This is a genomic window from Micromonospora sp. NPDC047644, assembly GCF_040704315.1.
Taxonomy (GTDB): Bacteria; Actinomycetota; Actinomycetes; order Mycobacteriales; family Micromonosporaceae; genus Micromonospora.
On sequence record NZ_JBEYSY010000004.1, the window covers coordinates 12,719 to 31,686 of the forward strand.

The 18,968-nt window shown below is 71.1% G+C and carries 17 protein-coding genes; 6 read left to right on the forward strand and 11 right to left on the reverse strand.

Annotated features, from left to right (window positions below; genetic code table 11):
- Positions 1 to 37: 37 nt before the first annotated feature.
- From valS to AB0877_RS07865, 6 genes are all read right to left on the reverse strand, one after another.
- Complete coding sequence (valS, locus tag AB0877_RS07840) at positions 38 to 2,659, reverse strand: valine--tRNA ligase (protein ID WP_366607713.1); 2,622 nt, start codon at positions 2,657 to 2,659, stop codon at positions 38 to 40.
- Between the two features lie 91 nt (positions 2,660 to 2,750).
- Positions 2,751 to 4,631, reverse strand: a complete 1,881-nt coding sequence (locus AB0877_RS07845) for an ABC transporter ATP-binding protein (protein WP_366607715.1) — start codon at positions 4,629 to 4,631, stop codon at positions 2,751 to 2,753.
- A complete protein-coding gene (locus tag AB0877_RS07850; RefSeq protein WP_366607717.1) occupies positions 4,628 to 6,484 on the reverse strand; it encodes an ABC transporter ATP-binding protein in 1,857 nt (618 codons plus the stop codon). The genes AB0877_RS07845 and AB0877_RS07850 overlap by 4 nt, the downstream gene beginning before the upstream one ends.
- A 37-nt stretch (positions 6,485 to 6,521) precedes the next feature.
- Positions 6,522 to 7,031, reverse strand: a complete 510-nt coding sequence (locus AB0877_RS07855; protein WP_355010172.1) for a methylated-DNA--[protein]-cysteine S-methyltransferase — start codon at positions 7,029 to 7,031, stop codon at positions 6,522 to 6,524.
- A complete protein-coding gene (locus tag AB0877_RS07860) occupies positions 7,028 to 8,527 on the reverse strand; it encodes an AlkA N-terminal domain-containing protein (protein ID WP_366607719.1) in 1,500 nt (499 codons plus the stop codon). Before AB0877_RS07860 ends, AB0877_RS07855 begins: the two co-directional genes overlap by 4 nt.
- A 78-nt stretch (positions 8,528 to 8,605) precedes the next feature.
- Complete coding sequence (locus tag AB0877_RS07865) at positions 8,606 to 10,039, reverse strand: FAD-binding oxidoreductase (RefSeq protein WP_366607721.1); 1,434 nt, start codon at positions 10,037 to 10,039, stop codon at positions 8,606 to 8,608.
- A 295-nt stretch (positions 10,040 to 10,334) separates the two neighbouring features.
- Here AB0877_RS07865 and AB0877_RS07870 point away from each other — a divergent pair, with 295 nt between their 5' ends.
- Together AB0877_RS07870 and AB0877_RS07875 are read left to right on the forward strand one after the other, a co-directional pair.
- Positions 10,335 to 10,838 carry a hypothetical protein gene (locus tag AB0877_RS07870; RefSeq protein WP_366607723.1) on the forward strand — a complete coding sequence of 168 codons (504 nt, stop codon included), beginning with the start codon at positions 10,335 to 10,337 and terminating at the stop codon, positions 10,836 to 10,838.
- A gap of 114 nt (positions 10,839 to 10,952) precedes the next feature.
- Positions 10,953 to 11,687 (forward strand): peptidase E, encoded by a 735-nt coding sequence (locus AB0877_RS07875; protein ID WP_366607725.1) that lies wholly within the window; start codon positions 10,953 to 10,955, stop codon positions 11,685 to 11,687.
- A gap of 3 nt (positions 11,688 to 11,690) precedes the next feature.
- Here AB0877_RS07875 and AB0877_RS07880 read toward each other — a convergent pair whose 3' ends face one another.
- Positions 11,691 to 12,260 (reverse strand): exonuclease, encoded by a 570-nt coding sequence (locus tag AB0877_RS07880; protein WP_366607727.1) that lies wholly within the window; start codon positions 12,258 to 12,260, stop codon positions 11,691 to 11,693.
- Positions 12,261 to 12,403: 143 nt separating this feature from the next.
- Here AB0877_RS07880 and ychF point away from each other — a divergent pair, with 143 nt between their 5' ends.
- Positions 12,404 to 13,489 carry a redox-regulated ATPase YchF gene (gene ychF, locus AB0877_RS07885; RefSeq protein ID WP_366607729.1) on the forward strand — a complete coding sequence of 362 codons (1,086 nt, stop codon included), beginning with the start codon at positions 12,404 to 12,406 and terminating at the stop codon, positions 13,487 to 13,489.
- A gap of 20 nt (positions 13,490 to 13,509) precedes the next feature.
- Here ychF and AB0877_RS07890 read toward each other — a convergent pair whose 3' ends face one another.
- Positions 13,510 to 13,773: a tyrosine-type recombinase/integrase gene (locus tag AB0877_RS07890; protein ID WP_366608124.1), complete on the reverse strand. Its 264-nt coding sequence runs from the start codon at positions 13,771 to 13,773 to the stop codon at positions 13,510 to 13,512.
- Positions 13,774 to 14,321: 548 nt separating this feature from the next.
- Here AB0877_RS07890 and AB0877_RS07895 point away from each other — a divergent pair.
- Positions 14,322 to 14,990: a DUF3800 domain-containing protein gene (locus AB0877_RS07895; protein WP_366607731.1), complete on the forward strand. Its 669-nt coding sequence runs from the start codon at positions 14,322 to 14,324 to the stop codon at positions 14,988 to 14,990.
- Positions 14,991 to 15,474: 484 nt separating this feature from the next.
- Positions 15,475 to 16,188: a hypothetical protein gene (locus AB0877_RS07900; RefSeq protein WP_366607733.1), complete on the forward strand. Its 714-nt coding sequence runs from the start codon at positions 15,475 to 15,477 to the stop codon at positions 16,186 to 16,188.
- Positions 16,189 to 16,237: 49 nt separating this feature from the next.
- Here the strand turns inward: AB0877_RS07900 and AB0877_RS07905 are convergent, their stop codons facing one another.
- On the reverse strand, positions 16,238 to 16,798 hold the full coding sequence (locus tag AB0877_RS07905) for a DUF3592 domain-containing protein (RefSeq protein WP_366607735.1): 561 nt from the start codon (positions 16,796 to 16,798) through the stop codon (positions 16,238 to 16,240).
- A 49-nt stretch (positions 16,799 to 16,847) separates the two neighbouring features.
- On the opposite strand from AB0877_RS07905, the gene AB0877_RS07910 reads away from it, so the two are divergent.
- Positions 16,848 to 17,618 carry a class I SAM-dependent methyltransferase gene (locus AB0877_RS07910; RefSeq protein WP_366607737.1) on the forward strand — a complete coding sequence of 257 codons (771 nt, stop codon included), beginning with the start codon at positions 16,848 to 16,850 and terminating at the stop codon, positions 17,616 to 17,618.
- A 35-nt stretch (positions 17,619 to 17,653) separates the two neighbouring features.
- On the opposite strand, the gene AB0877_RS07915 is transcribed toward AB0877_RS07910, so the two are convergent.
- Together AB0877_RS07915 and AB0877_RS07920 are read right to left on the reverse strand one after the other, a co-directional pair.
- Positions 17,654 to 18,460 carry a nucleotidyltransferase domain-containing protein gene (locus AB0877_RS07915; RefSeq protein WP_366607739.1) on the reverse strand — a complete coding sequence of 269 codons (807 nt, stop codon included), beginning with the start codon at positions 18,458 to 18,460 and terminating at the stop codon, positions 17,654 to 17,656.
- 61 nt (positions 18,461 to 18,521) lie between these two features.
- Positions 18,522 to 18,896: a VOC family protein gene (locus tag AB0877_RS07920; protein WP_366607741.1), complete on the reverse strand. Its 375-nt coding sequence runs from the start codon at positions 18,894 to 18,896 to the stop codon at positions 18,522 to 18,524.
- Positions 18,897 to 18,968: the final 72 nt, after the last annotated feature.

The window sequence follows — 18,968 nt, forward strand, 5'->3', positions numbered from 1 at the left end:
TCGCCGCCGCCCGCTCGGGCGGCGGCGAACCGGCGGGTCAGAAGGCGCAGGCGATGACCAACTCCGGGGTACGGTCCGGGAGCAGGTCGAGTTTGCCGATCCGGCCCGCCGCCCGTAGGTCGTCGGCGACCAGCGTCAGCTGCTCCAGCAGCGCCGCCGGGCCGAGCGCCTCCGCCAACGGCACCTCCGCCTTCATCGACAGCTTCCGCTCCGATTTGGCCCGTCGCACCTGGCTCAACGCGTCACCGGCGAGCCGCAGCAGCGCCGGGTCGCCTGAGCCGCCCTCGATCGTCCGGGCCACCTCGTAGGTGGTGGGCCAGGGCGCCTTGTGCACCGAGCCGTACCGCCACCACGACCAGACCTCCTCGGTCACGTACGGCAGCACCGGGGCGAACAACCGCAGCTGCACCGAGAGCGCCGAGGCCAGCGCCGCCCGTGCGGAGTCAGCCGCCGCGCCGGTGCCGTAGGCCCGCTCCTTGACCAGCTCGATGTAGTCGTCGCAGAACCGCCAGAAGAACGCCTCGGTGACCTGTAGGGCCGCCGTGTGGTCGTACGAGTCGAAGGCGGTGCCGGCAGCGGTGACCACGGTGGCCAGCTCGGCGAGCATGGCCCGGTCCAGTGGTGTCGTCGCCGACAGCTCCAGGTCGCGGCGTGGCGTCAGACGCGCCGAGCTGGAGTTGTCGTACGGGGCGCGCAGGGCGTCCGCCGCGCCCAGCCCGAGCGCGAACCTGGACGCGTTGAGCAGTTTGGTGGCCAGTCGGCGGCCGACCTTGATCTGCGCCGGGTCGAAGGCCAGATCCATGCCGGGCTTGCCGCTGGCCGCCCAGTACCGCACGGCGTCGGAGCCGTGCTGCTCCAACAGGGCGAGCGGGGTGACCACGTTCCCCTTGGACTTGGCCATCTTCTTGTGGTCCGGGTCGAGGATCCAGCCCGAGAGCACGGTGTCCCGCCAGGGCAGCACCCCGTGCTCGAAGTGCGAGCGGACGACGCTGTCGAAGAGCCAGGTCCGGATGATCTCCTGCCCCTGCGGGCGGAGGTCCATCGGGAAGACCCGGGCGAACAGGTCCGGGTCGGTCTCCCAGCCACCGATGATCTGCGGGGTCACCGAGGACGTGGCCCAGGTGTCCAGAACGTCCGGGTCGCCGATGAAGCCGCCCGGCCGGCCGCGTTGCGACTCGTCGTAACCGGGTGCCGGGTCGCTCGACGGGTCGACCGGCAGCGCGGACTCGTCCGGCGTGAGAGGGTGGGACCAGTCCGGCTCGCCAGTGTCGTCGAGCCGGTACCACACCGGCACCGGCACGCCGAAGAAGCGCTGACGGCTGACCAGCCAGTCCCCGTTGAGGCCGCCCACCCAGTTGTCGTAGCGGTGTTTCATGTGCGCCGGCACCCAGTGCAGTTGCTCGCCCCTGCCCAGCAGCGTGGCTCGCAACGCCTCGTCCCGGCCGCCGTTGCGCAGATACCACTGTCGAGTCGACACGATCTCCAGTGGCCGGTCGCCGCGTTCGTAGAACTTGACCGGGTGGGTGATCGGACGCGGCTCGCCGATCAGGTCACCGGCGTCGGCCAGCATCCCGACGATCTCCCGGCGGGCGCCGTTGACGGTCTGCCCGGCCAGCGCCGCGAACGGTTGGGCCGGCACCCCGTGCGGCGGCTCGGGGAGCAGCCGACCGTCCCGGCCGATCACCACCCGGGTGTCCAGGCCCAGCTCGCGCCACCAGGTCACGTCGGTGAGGTCACCGAACGTGCAGACCATCGCCACACCGGTGCCCTTGCCGGGCTCGGCGAGGGGATGGGCGTACACCGGCACGTCGACGTCGAACAACGGACTGCGCGCGGTGGTGCCGACCAAATCGGCGTACCGCTCGTCGTCGGGGTGGCAGACCAGCGCCACGCAGGCCGGTAGCAGCTCCGGCCGGGTGGTGTCGATGAGCACCTCCCGCCCGTCGGCCGCGGTGAACCGCAGCCGGTGGTAGGCGCCGGGGCGCTCCCGGTCCTCCAACTCCGCCTGGGCGACGGCGGTGGCGAAGCCGACATCCCACAGGGTCGGCGCCTCCGACTGGTACGCCTCGCCGCGGCGCAGGTTGCGGACGAACGCCCGTTGGCTGGTGGTCCGGGCGATCCGGCCGATGGTCGTGTACGTCAGGGACCAGTCCACCGACAGCCCGAGCCGTCGCCACAGCGCCTCGAAGGCCTGCTCGTCGGTGACCGTCAACCGTTCGCACAGCTCGATGAAGTTGCGCCGGGAGATCGGGGTGGGGTCGCGGCGGGCCGCGTCGTCGACCGGAGCCGCCGGTGGCCGCCACACCGGGTCGTACGGTAGGGCCGGATCGCAGCGCACCCCGTAGACGTTCTGCGCCCGACGCTCGGTGGGCAGGCCGTTGTCGTCCCAGCCCATCGGGTAGAAGACGGCCTTGCCGCGCATCCGCTGGTACCGCGCGGTGGTGTCGGTGTGCGTGTACGAGAAGACGTGCCCCATGTGCAGCTCGCCGGATACGGTCGGCGGTGGGGTGTCGATCGAGAACACGTCGCTCCGCTGCTTCGAGCGGTCGAACGCGTACGTGCCTTCCTCCTGCCAGCGGCGTGCCCAGCTCTCCTCGAGCCCGTCCAGGGTCGGACGCTCGGGAACGCCGGCGCGGGCCGTCCTCGCCGTATCGGTCATCCTGCGATCGTAGGCACCTACCGGCTGCGGGGCGACGGAGTTGCGACCGAACACACCGGCCGGCGGTCGTGGCCGCGCAGGGGCGGCCCGGTCAGATCAGCGAGTCACGCCACTGGCGGTGCAGGGCGGCGTAGCGGCCGTCGGCCTCGGCGAGCACGGCCGGCGGGCCGTCCTCGACGACCCTCCCGCCGTCGAGGACGAGCACCCGGTCGGCGGTCTCCACGGTGGAGAGTCGATGGGCGATCACCAGCGCGGTGCGGTCGCGCAGGATCGTGCCGAGTGCCCGCTGCACCAGACGTTCCGTCGGCACGTCCAGCGACGACGTCGCCTCGTCCAGGATCAGCACTGTCGGGTCGGCCAGGAACGCGCGGGCGAACGCGACCAGCTGCCGCTGGCCGGCGGAGAGCCGGCCGCCGCGCCGGTGCACCTGAGTGGCGTACCCCTCGGGTAGTGCGGCGATGAAGTCGTGCGCGCCGATCGCCCGCGCGGCGGCCTGGACGGCGGCGTCGTCCGCCCCCGGGCGACCGAACCTGATGTTCTCCGCGACGGTCCCGCTGAAGAGGTGGTTCTCCTGCGTCACCAGCACCACCGCGCGGCGCAGGTCGGCGTCGCGAACGTCACGCAGGTCGATCCCGTCGAGCCGGACCGTGCCGGTGTCGGGGTCGTGGAACCGGGCGACCAGCTTGGCGATCGTCGACTTGCCCGCCCCGGTGGGGCCGATCAGCGCAACGGTCTGCCCGGCCGGCACCGTCAACTCCAGCCGGCAGAGGATCGGGGTGTCGGACCGGTAGCCGAAGCCGACCGAGCAGAACATCAACTCGCCGCGGCCGGGCCCGGTCGGCAGCGGTGTGGGCCGGGCCGGTTCGGCGACGGCCGGTCGTTCGTCGAGCACCCCGGCCAGCTTCTCGAGTGCGGCGGTGGCCGACTGCAACGAGTTGTAGAACTGGCTCAGCTCCTGCATCGGCTCGAAGAAGCGGCGTAGGTAGAGCAGGAACGCGGCGAGCACCCCGATCTCGGTCTGCCCGCCGAGCACCCGCCAACCGCCGTAGCAGAGCACCGCCGCCACCGTGACGTTGCCGATCAGTTTGATCGCGGGCGAGTACGTGGCGATCAGCCGGAACGCGTGCAGGCTGCTCCGCCGGTAGTCGTCGCCGAGCGCCACGAAGATCCGTTGGTTGCGAGGCTCCCGGCGGAACGCCTGCACCGCCCGGATGCCCCGCATCGACTCGACGAAGTGCACGATGACCAGCGCGACCGCGTCCCGGGTTCGTCGGTACGCGCTGGCCGACGACCGGGCGAACCAGCGGGAGAGCCAGAACAGGAAGGGGAAGGCGAGCAGCGTCACGGCTGCCAGCGGAAGGTCCAGCCAGAGCAGGATGGCGGCCACCGACAGGATGGAGAGCCCGGCCAGCACCAGGCTGTCGATCCCACCGTCGACCAGCTCGGCGATCGAGTCCAGGTCACTGGTGAGCCGGGAGACCATCCGGCCGGACGTGTACCGCTCGTGGAAGCCCACCGACAGTCGCAGGAAGTGCCCGAACACCCGCTGCCGCAGGTCGAACAGGACGGCCTGGCCGATTCGGGCGGAGAGGGTGAGGAAACCGCGGCGGGCCGCGTACTCGGTCACCGCGGCCACCGCGAACGCCCCGGCGACGGTGACCAGCGGGCCGGCGTCGCCGGCGCGCAACGGCGGGATGGCCCGGTCGATGCCGATCATGACCAGGTACGGCCCGGCCATCGCGGCGGCGTTCTGCGCCAGCAGCAGGGCGACCGCCGCGGCGAGACGCCGCCGGTGCGGGCGGAGCAGGTCGCCCAGCAGGGTGCGGCTGAGCCGGCGTAGCCGGGCCACCGCCTCGGGGCTGGTGTCCTCGGCTCGACTGCGGTCGGCCTCCGGGTCGGTGGCGGTTCCGCGCCAGCGGGCAAGCTCGGGCTCCTCCTCGGGAGGTGGATCGGCCTGCTCCGGCACCCTCACGAGCGCACCAGCCCCCACCCGTCCGACGGCGACGAACTCGGGCCGCTGGCTCCGGCCGGAGGTGGGTGCCCGCCGGGCGGCTCGGCGGCCAGCAGAGCCCGGTACGCCGGGACGGTGGCCAGCAGGTCGGAGTGCCGGCCGGTCGCCGTGATCCGTCCGTCCTCCAGCAGGGCGACCCGGTCGGCCAGCGCGATCGTCGATGGCCGGTGCACCACCAGCAGCGCGGTGCTGTCGCGCAGGACCCGCCGCAGCGCCGCTTCGACCAGGGCCTCGGTGTGCACGTCGAGCGCGGAGAGCGGATCGTCCAGCACGAGCACCGCCGGTCGTCCGAGCACGGCCCGTGCCAACGCGAGCCGTTGGCGTTGCCCGCCGGAGAGGGACAACCCCTGCTCGCCCACCCGGGTCGCCAATCCCCAGGGCAATTCGTACGCGAAGTCTGCCTGGGCCAGCGCGAGCGCCGCGCGGATCTCGTCGTCGCCGGCGTCCGGGTGACCCAGGGTGAGGTTCTCCCGCACCGACATGGAGAAGAGCGTCGGCTCCTCGAACGCCACCCCGACCAGCCGACGCAGCGAGGCCAGCCGCAGCTCGCGCAGGTCGTGACCGTCCAGGGTGATCCGGCCGGTGGTCACGTCGTGCAGCCGGGGGACCAGGGAGAGCAGTGTGCTCTTGCCGGAGCCGGTGGCGCCGACCAGCGCCAGCGTCTCACCCGGCTCGATGGTCAGGTCGATCTCGCGCAGCACCGCCGTGGTGGCACCCGGATAGCCGAACGCGACCCGCTCGAAGCGCAACCGACCGTGCACCGCGTTGCGCGGCAAGGCGACAGCGCCGGCAGAATCCACGATCTCCGGTGGAGTGTCCAGCACCTCCTGGATCCGGTCGGCGGCGGTGGCCGCCTCCTGACCGTTGGCGATGATCCAACCCAGTGACTGCACCGGCCAGATGAGCATCAGTTGGAGGCTGACGAACGCGACCAGCTCGCCAATGGTGAGCGCGCCCCGCGCGGCGGCGGCCGCCCCGGCCGCCAGCACCACGCCCAGGGTCACGTTGGGCACCAGGTCGAGCAGCGCCGAGGTGTTCGCCAGCAGCCGCCCCTTGCCGACGCCGGTGTCGTGCAGCCGCTGGGCCGCACCGGCGAAGCGAGCGCCCAGCTCCGGCCCCCGCCCGTACGCCTTCATGGTGCGCAGGCCCTGCGCGGTCTCCTCGACCAGCGTCGCCACGTCGCCCTGCTGATCCTGCATCCGGCGGGACGCGGCGTGGTAGTGCCGGCCGAACCGGCGACTGATCAGCAGCAGCGGCACCGCGCTGGCCGCGACCAGCACCCCGAGCGCCGCGTGCAGGTTGATCAGCAGCACCACCACGACCACGTACGTGGTCAGGTTGAGCACCAGGAAGAAGACGCCGAAGGAGAGGAACCGGCGGATCACCGACAGGTCGCTGGTGATCCGGGAGAGCAACTGGCCGGACTGCCAGCGGTCGTGGAAGCTGGTCGGTAGCCGTTGCAGGTGGGCGTAGACGTCGGCGCGCAGCGCCGCCTCCATGCCCACCGCCGAGGACGACTGGACCCACCGGCGGATGAAGATGAGCACCGCCTCGACCACGCCGAGCAGCAACGCCAGGCCGCCGAGCTGGAGCAGCCCGGCCGGTTCGTGCCGGGCCACCGGCCCGTCCACGACCCGCTGCACGACCAGTGGTACGGCGATCCCGGCCGCGGTGCCGGCGAGGCCCGCGACGAGCAGCCAGGCGAACTCGGCGGTGTACGGGCGCAGGTAGGGGCGAAGCCGCCAGAGGTTGTGCACGGGGTGGGTGCCCGCGGCGGCCCGGGCGGCCGGGTCGCCGTCGCTCTCCACAGGCACTACCAGACGGTAGCGTCAATGAGTGTCGATGCTCCTGTCAGCTTGTTGTCAAGCGTCGCTCATGACCGAGAAGCCACTTCTTCACGTCCAGCCCCCAGCGGTAGCCACCGAGCGTGCCGTCGGTGCGAAGAACCCGGTGGCAGGGCACGAAGAGGGCTGCCGCGTTCCGGGCGCAGGCGGCCGCCGCGGCTCGGACCGCCGGCGGTCGACCGGCCAGCGCGGCGTACCCGGTGTAGGTGACCGGGGTGCCCGGCGGCACCTCGCGCAGCACCTGCCAGGCGTGCGCCATGAACTCGCCACCGGTGCGTTGCCGCACCGGCACGGTGTCGATGGCGGCGAGGTCACCGTCCAGGTAGGAGTGGACCGCCGCGCTGACCGGACCGAGGTCGGCCCGCTCCCGTAGCGGTGCCCGCAGGGCCGGATGGACCAGGGGCAGCAGCACCGCCGGGTCCGGGGTGAAACCGGCCGCCCGGACGTCACCGTCGGGGCCGGCGAGGATGCTCAGCGGGCCGGCCGGTGTGCTCAGGACGGTGCTGTCGATGTTCATGCCGCTCTCCAGAGTCTGATCGTGGCGTAGGACCGCCAGGGACGCCAACGCTCGGCGTACCTGTCGAGGGTCTGTGGGGTGTGGGGCAGACCGAGCGCCGCGGCGCCGCGCCGGACCGCGAGGTCGGAGCTGAGGAGGACGTCCGGGTCGCCGAAGGCGCGCATGCCCAGGTAGTTGGCAGTCCACGGGCCGATGCCGGGCAGCGCGAGCAGCCGCCGGACGGCCTCCTCCCGATCCACCCCCGGCGCGAGGTCGACGGACCCGTCCACCACCGCCCGAGCCAACCCCCGCAGAGCCTCCCGTCGCCCCACCGGCATCCCGAACCTTGAATCCGGCAGGGCCAAGAGTTCCTCCGCGCTCAAGAACCCCCGCAGCTCACCCCCCGCCGGCCCACCGCGTTGATCATGAAGTTGTTGTCCCGACACGCCGTCGTCGGTGGCAATAACTTCATGATCAACGCGAGTGTGGGCGGAGAGGAGGCGGGTGAGGGTCGTTCTTGCCGAGGTGACCGAGACCTGCTGGCCGATGATGGCGCGGACGGCCTGCTCGAAGCCGTCGACGGCACGGGGAACGCGGATGCCGGGTTCGGCGGTGATCGCGGGGGCCAGCGCCGGGTCGGCGGCCAGCGTGGCATCGATGGCCGCCGGGTCCGCGTCCAGGTCGAGCAACCGGCGGCAACGGGCCACCGCCGGCGCCAGGTCGCGCAGGTCGGCCAACCGCAACGTCGCCGCCACGTGCCCCTCCGTCGGGGTCAGCGCCACGTGACCGGTGCCGTGCGGCAACCGCAGACCCCGGTGGTACGTCCCGTCGCGGACCGCCTCCACGCCGGGCAACGCCCGCACCGCGAGGAAGTCCAGCAGCGCCCGGTCGTGCAACGGCGGGCGGTACGCCAGCCGGAGCGAGATGGTTCCCGCCCCGGCCGGTGCCTGCCGGCGGCCACGGGCCGTGCGCAGGTCCGACGGGGCGCTCGCGTACACCTCGCGAAGCGTGTCGTTGAACTGCCGCACGCTGCCGAAACCGGCGGCGAACGCGATCTCGGCCATCCCGAGGTCGGTCGTCTCGATCAGGATCCGGGCGGTCTGGGCGCGTTGCGCCCGGGCCAGCGCGAGCGGCCCGGCACCCATCTCGGCGCGCAGCATCCGGTGCAGGTGCCGCTCGGTGTAGCCCAGCCGGGAGGCCAACCCCGGTACGCCGTCCCGGTCGACAACCCCGTCGGCGATCAGCCGCATCGCCCGACCGACCACGTCCGCGCGGACGTCCCACAGCGGTGAGCCGGGCGCGGCGTCCGGCCGGCAGCGGCGGCAGGCGCGCAGCCCGGCACCCTGCGCGGCGGCGGCGGACGGGAAGAACCGGACGTTCTGCCGCTTGGGCGTGATCGCCGGGCAGGACGGTCGGCAGTAGATCCCGGTGGACGTCACACCGGTGTAGAACCAGCCGTCGAACCGCTGGTCACGGCTGTCGACGGCCCGGTAACACCGCTCGAAGTCCATCTCCATGGCACCGATGATGCCCCGCCCGGCCGGCCTTCGGCTGGCGGGAATCGGACCTGGGCGTGCCGGTGCGCGCAGAGCCGGTCAACGGGGGCGTCGACGCCGCCGGTGCGGCTGACCCGATCGGCTGGCCTGGCCGGACGGGCTCGGCTGTCCGGCCCGGCTCGGCTGTGCGGCTCGGCTCGGCTGGGTGGCGCGGTGGGGCTGGCCGGTCAGCAGGGCCGATCGGAACACACCGTCCGGGTCGTACCGTTTCCACAGCCGCCGCACCCGGGCCCCGGTCTCGCCGGGGTAGATCCGGGCGAACGCGGCCGGGTCCGGTCGGCTCTCGAAGTTGACGTACGCGCCGTCGGCGCGGGCCCCGGCGGCCCGCCAGGCGGCGTTCAACGCGGAATCGGCCTGCGGCGGAAACACCGAGGCCACGATCAGCGTGTCCTGGTGGCGATGGGGGTACGCGGTCGCGTCGGCAGCGACGTCGTTGACCGCGCCACCCAACGAGCGGAGCTGGATCACCGCCCGCCCCGGCCCGGTCACCGCCCGCGTCACGGCCCGCGCCCCGGCGTCGTCCAGCGAGGTGAACAGACCGTTCGTGGTCGTGCCACGCTGCTGCCCGACGTTGGGATTGAGGTGCGCGGTCGGCACCAGCGTCGGGTAGGGCAGCAGGTCGGTCCGGTGTTCGAGCACCTTGCCGATGGCGAGCAGCGGTTCCACCGCCGGCCGGGCCCGGCGCAGGCTCTCGGCGGCGACCACCGCGGTGATGGACATGAGGACCGATCGACCCTCGGCGAACACCACGGCTGCCGCTGACAGCTCTCGGGGCGCCTGGGCGAGGTAGGTCGTCCACTCCCGGACGGTGCGGCCGTCCGGATGCGCCTCGACGACCAGCTGCGCGACGCCCACGTTGCGCTGCTCGGCCGCCTCGATCTCGAAGGCCACCACGATGCCCGCGCCGGCCCCGGCGCCCCGGACCAGCCAGAACAGTTCCGGCTCGTGGTCGGCGTCCGCGCGGACCAGCGTCCCGTCCGCCAGCACCACCTCGACGGCGCGGACCCGGTCGATGGTGAGGCCGTGGGCGCGGACCAGCCAGCCGACACCACCGCCGGTGGCCAGGCCGCCGACGCCGACGCCGCCGTAGTCACCCGAGCTGATCACCAGCCCGTACGGGGCGAGCGCCTTCGCCACGTTCGCCCAGCGGGCACCGGCCTCGACCCGGACCAGCCCGGCCCGCTCGTCGATCACCTGAACCCGGTTGAGCATGGACAGGTCGATGACCACCCCACCGTTGTTGGACGAGGCTCCGGAGAGGCCGTGCCCGCCGCTGCGGACCGCGATGGGCAGCCGCTGCTCCCGCGCGTAGCGGAGCGCGTCGACCACCTGCGCCGTGGTCTTCGGCAGCAGGACCGCGGCCGGTGACGCCGACCTGGTGTACGTCGAGCGCAGTTGCGCGTACCGACGGTCGCCGGGCGTGACGATCTGCCCCCGGAGGGAGTCGGGCACCCGGGCCATGGCGGTGCTCATCGTCGCCGCCGCCGCTCGCTTCTCGGGCTTCCGGGATCGGTCATGGCCCAACAATGAGCGGGCAGCCCGGCCTCGACAAATCCGCCGCCGATCGGCACGGCCCGGGACGCTCGCCGGTACGGGGAGCGCCGCGCGAAGGTGACCCGAATCATCCACCCACCACCGCCGCTGCGTCGTCACCGAGGCAGACGCCCCAGGTCATCGTCGCCGTCCGCGATCGGTGGGGGTTTTCGGCCCGAAAGTGTCGGTCGTGCCGGGTAGCGTCCGGCCACCAACTGAAGAAGGGGTGCGGCGGATGACGAGCGTGGCGGGTTGGGCGGCGGCGTCGACACCGGGTGCGTTCCCGCCGCTGCCCCGCGCGGTGGCGCAGTCCTTCTACCGCCGGATGCGGGCCGTCGCTCCGGCCGCGGTGGGCGCCATCGAACGGGACCGGGCGGGCGATCGCGAGCAGAGCTTCCCCGACACGGCCTGCGGCCGGTTGGCCGGCTCACTCGACGACGCGGGCCTGCGGGCCCTCGGGATGTGGACACACCACTGGTGCATGCGCTTCTACGACGACGACACGAGCGTCGGCCGGCGGTTGATCCGCGAGATCGCCGCGCGGCCGGGGCTGGGCTGGACGGCCGACGAGGTGCGTTGGATGCTGCGCGAGTCGGTCTCGGCCGGGCCGGCCGCCGCCGACCGGTTCACACTGCCCCGCGCCGCCGCCGGGCAACTGCCCCCGGCCGACCGTCGGGGGCTGGGTCACTGGCCCGAGGTCGAGGTGCCCCGCCAGCGGCGGCCCGACCAGTGTCATTGATCATGGTGGGGTTCGGCCGTCACCCGCGGCTGGCGGTCGGCCCCGCACCGAGCACACCGCAGACCCGCTACGGCAGGATGGACGGCGCACCGCCCCCGACGGAAGGACGCTCCGATGCCCGCCAGCGAACCGACCATCATCGCCACCAGCATGGGCTTCTTCCGGGGCGACCGCGGGCCGTACGACCTGAGCCCCAGCCCGGTCTTCGAGCTGGCGGCCGAGTTGGCCGAGGCCGGTCCGCAACCGCGGGTCTGCTACCTCGGGCAGGCCGTCGGCGACCAGCCCACCTCGCTGACCGCCGTCTACAGCGCGTTCGCCCCCACCCGGTTCCGGCTGTCGCACCTCGCCCTGTTCCCGATGCCGAACGTCGAGGACGTCCGGGCCCACCTGCTCGCCCAGGACGTGATCTGGGTCGGCGGTGGCAGCGTGGCCAACCTGGTGGCGGTGTGGCGGGTGCACGGGCTCGACGAGATCCTGCACGAGTGCTGGCAGGCCGGCGTGGTGCTGGCCGGCGTCTCCGCCGGCTCGATCTGCTGGCATGTCGGCGGTGCCACCGACAGCTTCGGCCTCCGGCTGCGCGGCTTCACCGAGGGTCTGGCCTGGCTGCCGTACGGCAACGGGGTGCACTACGACAGCGAGGCCCAGCGCCGCCCGCTCATGCACGAGCTGGTCGGTGACGGCACGCTCCCCACCAGCCACTGCACCGACGACGGCGTCGGCCTGGTCTACCGGGGCACCCGGCTGGTCGAGGCAATCGCGGACCGCGAGGGCGTTTCGGCGTACGAGGTCAGCCGTGGCGCGGACGGCAGCGTCCGGGAGGCGGTCATCGCTCCCCGCCGGCTCGGCTGAGCCTCACGCCTGCTCGCCCGGCCGTCGGTGGCGTCGCACCGCGTCGAAGACCTGGGCCAGCTCGGCGGCGTCCTCCCCGGCGTGGTGCGTGTGCGGCATGTCGTGCAGCCCCAACTCGTGCTTGATCGTGTCCTGCCGGGTCCGGGCCCAGTCGCTGCCGGTCAACCCCATCCAGTAGCTGCGGAGATCGACACCGGAGCCGGTCGCGCCGAACGGGCTGTGCCCGACGAAGCGGACGAAGTACCAGTGCACGAACATGCCGTCCCAGACTGCCGGGGCGGCGAGGAAGACCGGACGGCCGACCCGGCGCAGCCCGTCGACCCAGGCCGCCGCGGCGGACATCGCCTCCTGCGCGGTGGGTGCCTCCCGCAGCAGCCGATCCCGGTCCAGGCCGGAGACGGCCAACGCCGCCGGGACGAACTCGTCGGAGATGGGACGCAGCTCGGTGTAGAAGGTCAGGTCCGGGCGGCCGGCCACGGCCATGCCCAGCGAGATCATGCTGTACGGCCCGGGTACCGGCCCGTCCGCCTCCACATCGACGGCGATGTACAGCTCGGGCAACGTCGAGGTCATCCCACCTCCAGCAGCGGAACGTCGAACCGGGAGATTAGCAACGCCCGACCGGGCGCGGTGGGAGCGACGATCGACCAGCGGCGCGGCGAGGAATCGGAGCCGCGTGGACCGGCCCGGCCGGGACCGGCGTAAGCTGGCCCGTCGTGAGTCTCACCATCGGCATCGTCGGCCTGCCCAACGTCGGCAAGAGCACGCTGTTCAACGCGTTGACCAAGAACGACGTGCTGGCGGCGAACTACCCGTTCGCCACCATCGAGCCCAACGTCGGCGTGGTCGGGCTGCCCGACGAGCGGCTGGGCAAGCTGGCCGAGATCTTCTCCTCGCAGAAGGTGCTGCCGGCGCCGGTGTCGTTCGTCGACATCGCCGGCCTGGTCCGCGGCGCGTCGAAGGGGCAGGGCCGGGGCAACGCCTTCCTGGCCAACATCCGGGACGCCTCGGCGATCTGCCAGGTCGTCCGGGCCTTCTCCGACCCGAACGTGGTGCACGTCGACGGAAAGGTCTCCCCGGCCGACGACATCGAGACGATCAACACCGAGCTGATCCTCGCCGACCTGCAGACCCTGGACAAGGCGCTGCCCCGGTTGGAGAAGGAGGCCAAGCTCCGCAAGGACCGGGCCGTCGCTGTCGCCGCCGCGAAGGCCGCGATCGAGGTGCTCGACGGTGGCACCACGCTCTACTCCGGGGCCGCTGCCGCCAAGATCGAGCTGGAGCACCTGCGCGAGCTGCACCTGCTCACCACCAAGCCCTTCCTGTACGTCTTCAACGTCGACGAGGCCGAGCTGGCCAACGAGACGTTCCTCGACGAGCTGCGCGCCCTGGTCGCCCCCGCCGAGGCGGTCTTCATGGACGCCAAGATCGAATCTGAGCTGGTGGACCTGCCCGAGGAGGAGGCCCGCGAGCTGCTGGAGTCGATCGGGCAGAACGAGCCCGGCCTCAACCAGCTCGTCCGGGTCGGCTTCCGTACCCTCGGCCTCCAGACGTACCTCACGGCCGGCCCCAAGGAAGCGCGCGCCTGGACCGTCCCGGTCGGCGCCACCGCCCCGGAGGCCGCGGGTGTCATCCACAGCGACTTCCAGCGCGGCTTCATCAAGGCCGAGGTGGTCTCCTACCACGACCTGGTCGAGCACGGTTCGATGGCGTCGGCCAAGGCGGCGGGCAAGGTCCGCATCGAGGGCAAGGAGTACGTCATGCAGGACGGCGACGTGGTGGAGTTCCGCTTCAACGTCTGAATCCGGCCTGTTCCCACAGGTCAGGCGGTTGAGTCGTTGCCCTGGGGCACACCGGGGGCACAACCCCACGCGTCATCGACGGCGCGGCGGGTGCGCCCCTCCGAGTCCGGCATCAGATGACCGTACGTCGACAGGACCAAGGTCGCGTTCTCGTGCCCGAGCCGTTCAGCGACCACCATGACCGACGCGCCCTGCATCAGCAGGACCGAGGTGTAGTGGTGACGTAGGTCGTGTGTCGTGATGCAGTCCGGCGGGCCCGCATTCCTGACGGCCGCGCCGAAGATAAGCGTGCCGTAGTAGTCGTGTCGGTAAGGGCCGGCAAAGCGGGTCGTGAAAAGTGCGCCGTCATGAGCCGGTGGAACTGCGCCATGTGCGCCCGCAGGGCGTCGGCGACGACCTCAGGCAATGGCACGGTCCGGCGTGAGCGCGGTGTTTTGGGACTGTCCGCACCTCGGACTGTGGCGCGAACTGCCACTCAATCCGCACCAGGCGCGCGGCGAAGTCGACATCCTGCACGCACAGCGCGAGCAGCTCGCTGAGACGTAGGCCCAATCCGGCTGAGACGAGCCGCGCGGCCAAGAGCCGCGCGGCGTGCGTGGGGGAGCGCACGCCGGCCGCGTCGGCGAGCTGCGGTTGTCGCGGAGTTGCGGTTACTGCGCCTCCGGCGGGGCGCTCCGGCTCCAGGATGGCCGGGGCTCCGTCGGCGGGTCGCGGTCCGTGGGTGGTTGCGGTAGGCCATGACTCCAGGTTGGAGCACGCCGCGTGGTTGAACGTACGGTAACGGTCTAGGTACTAGGATGAAGGCCCCTCGTCTCGCGGCTCGGAGTGGCATGTGGCACGTCGATTCTTGTTCTCGGATGAGAGCGGTGACCTTACATTCGCCAAGGGGCCCAACATCTCGAAGTACTTCGCAGTGGGCACACTCGTCGTCGACGAGCCTGAGCTGCGTAAGTTGCGGGCAGCGCTAGCAGCCCTGCGCGATGAGTTGGCGTTCCGTAACCATGGTCTCGACTCGTACTTCCATGCCACGAAGGACTCACATGACGTGCGGCAGGTCGTCTTTACGATCTTGTCGACGCTGGACTTCCAGTTCGATGTCACGCTGCTAGAGAAGTCGAAGGCGCAACCTCACGTTCGCAAAGATGAGGCCACGTTCTTCCGGTACGCGTGGTACTACCACTCGAAGTGGATCGCCCCCAAGGTCTTCGCGCCGGACGATCAGGCCCTGATCGTAGCCGCTGAGCTGGGCACCAAGCGGACCCGGAAGGCGTTTCGGGGTGCCATCGAGGACGTCTTGACTCAGTGCGTTAGCTACAGGGTGAAGCGCACCTTGGCCTTCTGGCCATGCTCCAGCGACTTCGCGTTGCAGGCTGCGGACTACTGCACGTGGGCTGTCACGCGGAAGCACGAGCGAGGCGATGACACGTACTTCCAGATAATTCAGCCGAAGATCCGCTACGTGTACGACCTTTGGTCCACCGGCACCACGCACTACTACTAGGCACAGAAAGCACGAACCCCCGCCTAACTAGGCTCTCGCCAGAGCCCAGGGGCTCTTTCGTCAGACGGGGTCGCGCAGCTCCATGGTAGCGCGGTAGCCCACTTGACAGAAGGCTGAAACTCGCTCCGTTGTCGTACGTTTGCGCACGGTAGTTCTGGCAATCGGACATACGTACTACTTCAGGATGGCGCAAAGACCGACCATAGAAGACGTCCATAGAAGCCTTGAGGTGCGGCTAGCCCTTGCCTCGGCGGCGCTTCAAGGTCTGAAGCCGGCCGCCCCAACGCAGGTCGGTCGCTCCGGGGCATCCCGGGGTTGCGACCGCGACGCATCGACGGTGCGACGGGTAGCGCCTCCGAATCCGGCGTCGGGTGGCGCCCCAGGTCCACCAGGCCAGGCTCGCGTTCTCGTGCCTTGGCCGTCAGGCAGGAGCGAGACGGTGGGGCGCGCCGTTACGGCTGCATCGAGGCAGGATACTCCCACCATGGACCAGATCTGGCCGGTTCTTCTCGTCGCCGTGCTTGGTGTTGCCGGCACCCTCGGGGCCGCTGTTTCGACCCAGTTCCTGACCACTCGCCGCGAGGACCGTCGGTGGACCCTGGAGCGCGAACGAGAGCAGGAACGCTGGGAGCGGGAGTGCCAGGACCGAGCGGCCCAGTGGCAACGAGAGGATGAGCTTCGGCATCGCGAGTCCCGCGAGGAGACCTACAAAGAGTTCATGCAGACCATCTGGAACTGGGGTCGAAGGGCGGCCGACATCAGGCAGATGATCGAGGCCGGCGAGGGTCATTTGTTCATGGTGGACACCGATGACCTCTACGACGCCAGCGTGAAAGCCGTCGGCATCATGGCGGAGTTGGAGCTGTCGGCCTCCGTGCCGGTCCGAGACTCCGCCCGTGAATGCTGCGACCTCATGTCGAGGTTCGTCTCCGAAGTGGATGCCGTACTTCCCATCTCGGAAGGAGCGGATGGGCTCGACGTGCCGGTCAGGCTTCATGACAGCTACAAGGTTGTCGCCAGAAAGACCGTTGAACTGATGCGCGCCGACCGTGGCCTCATGTCGCTGGCCGCAATCGATCCGCAGATGCTGCCCAATACCCGGTCTGGTTCGCCAGCGCCGTTCGACCGGGACGTCGATCGGTTCGAGCGCTTCCAGCTGGTTGGCCTGGGCGGGGTGAGGGCCAGCTCCGAATCGTGACGGCTGGTGCCCAGGACGATCAGCGACAGCTGCCGACCGGCTATGTCGATCACTTGGTGAACGACGCTCGTCGCCGACTCGGCTTGTGTTTTCTTCCAGCCCTGGCGTTCGCGAACTGTCGTTGGCGCTGGTCTCGTTGCTGACGCTGCCAGTCCTGACGCCGGTGGCCGCGTCGTTGCTGATGGAGGTGGGCCATCACGGCCAGCGCCATCCATCCGGACAGAACCAGGCCTGCCGCTCCGACCACCCCTTGCAGCCGGCCTCGATGCCCGCTGAGGATGCCGAAGTCGGTCACGAAGTCATCCGGGTCGTCGGGGTTGACCCAGATCCGCACCGCGCTGCCGGCCTCCAGGCAGATCTCCCAACAGCCAACCTCGGCCTGACGCCGGGCACCGGCGAACTCGTAGCTCAGGTGCATCGTCTTACGGCGCTCGCGCACCAGATCATCGACGACGGCCTGGGCTGGCACGCCATGGGCCCGCAGTCGACCCTCCCAGGCGTCGTTGTCCTGAAAGGTCTTGAAGGGCAACCACATCATGACCATCCCGACCACGAGGCCGAGCGCGTAGACGGGGTAGCGGACGCGCCACCAGCTTCGCAGGATCTGCACGGTGGCCATGGTGGCAGTCGATGTCGACGAGCGGCGGTACGTTGACCGGATGACGGAACAGATGCTCCGGTCGTCGTTCGGCGCGGTGGCGACCGCGTACGCGGAACACCGCCCGGATTACGCGCAGGCCGCGGTGCGGTGGGCGTTGGAGCCCGCCCCCGGCCTACGCGTGCTCGACCTGGGCGCCGGCACCGGCAAGCTGTCCGCGACGCTGGCGGCGGTGGGCGCGGACGTCGTGGCTGTCGAACCCGACCCGGCGATGCTCGCCGAGCTGCGACGTGCGGTGCCGACCGTCCGTGCCCTGCCGGGCAGCGCCGAGGCCATCCCGATGCCGGACGGGTCCGTCGACGCCGTGCTCGCCGGCAACGCCCTGCACTGGTTCGACATGACCGTCGCGGGGGCGGAGATCGCCCGGGTCCTCGCGCCCGGCGGTGTCCTGGCCGGTCTGTGGAACATCATGGACGACCGGGTCGACTGGGTTGCCAGGCTCGAACGGGTCAGCGGGAGCGCGGCGATCGGCCCGCGTGACACGTTGAGCAGTTGGTGTGCCGCGACGGCGGGCATGCTCGTTCCGAGCGCTGGCGTGGCCGCCCGGTTCGGGTCGGCGGAGCAGGTCGAGTTCCCGCACGGGCAGCGCCGCAGCGCCGAGTCGCTCGTCGCGACGCTCGCGACACGGGCCGGGATGCTGGTCATGCCGGAAGAGGAGCGAGCGGCCACCCTCGGCCGGATCCGTTCCTTCCTCGACAGCCGAGCCGAGACGGCGCACGGCGAGTTCACGCTGCCGATGCTGACCGGCGTGCTGCGCGCCCGGCGACGCTGACGACCGGCGAACCGACAGCGGGGTGGGGCAGTAGGTCAGGGGCGGGCGGCCTTCTCGCCGTGGACCGCCACGTACTCCGCGGCCAGCCAGGGCCCGAGGTCGTCGATGAGTTCGCCGAGCACGCCTGGATCCGGGGAAGGCCGGCGGCCGACGACGGCAGCTCTCCGCATCTGCCCGACGCGTTCCGGATAGTGAAGTCCGAACGCCTCGGCGGACTCGGTGAGGTCGCTCGTCCAGCCACCCCACCGAGGCATGACCAGGGTGAATCCGGTCCTGACGATGCGACGAGCGACGAGCCGCGTGAGAGTCTGGCGTTGCTGGTCGGTGTCCGCTTCGGCTGCCTGGCGGCGCCACCCCGCAAGCGCGAGAGAGAGGTCTCCGTTCGTCTCGCGGGCGAGCAGGGGAGTGGGCCGGTAACGGGGGAGTTGGTCGGCGAGGTCGTCGCCGAGCAGGGGAGTGCACAGGCAGGCCACGAAGAAACCGAGGTCGTGCCGCTCAAGCTCGCTGAGCAGCGTACGGGCGCTGAACAGCAGGATGCCCACGCCGTCGATCTGTGCGAAGGACCGGTCGAGGTCCTGCTCGATCCTGGTGGCAGCCGTCCGGTCGGCCTCGGTCGGTTCGGTGCGCAGGGCGAGAAGCAGATCGAGATCGGAGACGCCGAGGGTGGCGGTGCCGCGCGGGATGCTGCCGTAGAGGTAGGCGCTGTGCAGCCGACCATCGTCGAACGACTCGGCTGTCCGAGTGCGTGCCGCTTCGACAACACCGGCGAAGGCGGCCGGGACGCGGCTCAGTGCACCCTCACGCGCAATCCATCCCTCGGCGTCCAATCCCCTTCCGGCCATGGGGACACTCTGCCGGAGCGGGCGGCGACGACCACCCCCCGGTCCGAACGATCGGGGAGCCCTACTGCTCTGCCCAGGCGCCCAGCTCGTTGCCGCTGGGATCGGTGAAGTGGAACCGCCGGCCACCGGGGAACTCGTACGGCCCGTCCACCACCTGGCCGCCGGCCTCCTTGACGGCCTGCGCGGACCGGTCCAGGTCGCTGGAGTAGAGCAGCACGAGCGGGCCGCCCGCCCGGACCGTCCTGTCCAGACGGAGACCGCCGACCTCGGGCGTGCCGTCGCCGTGTGGGCTGCGGATGCCGGCGTACTCCGGCCCGTAGTCGTTGAACTGCCAACCGAACGCGTCGGCGTAGAACCGCTTGGCCACGGCGAGGTCGGTCACCGTGAGCTCGACGTAGTCGATGGCGTGGTGTCGGTGGGGCGTTGGCTCAGACATGTGCCGATCGTGCACCCCGGGTACGACGGAACCGCGACGCGCAACGAAAGGTTGCGTGAGAGGCGTGGGCTG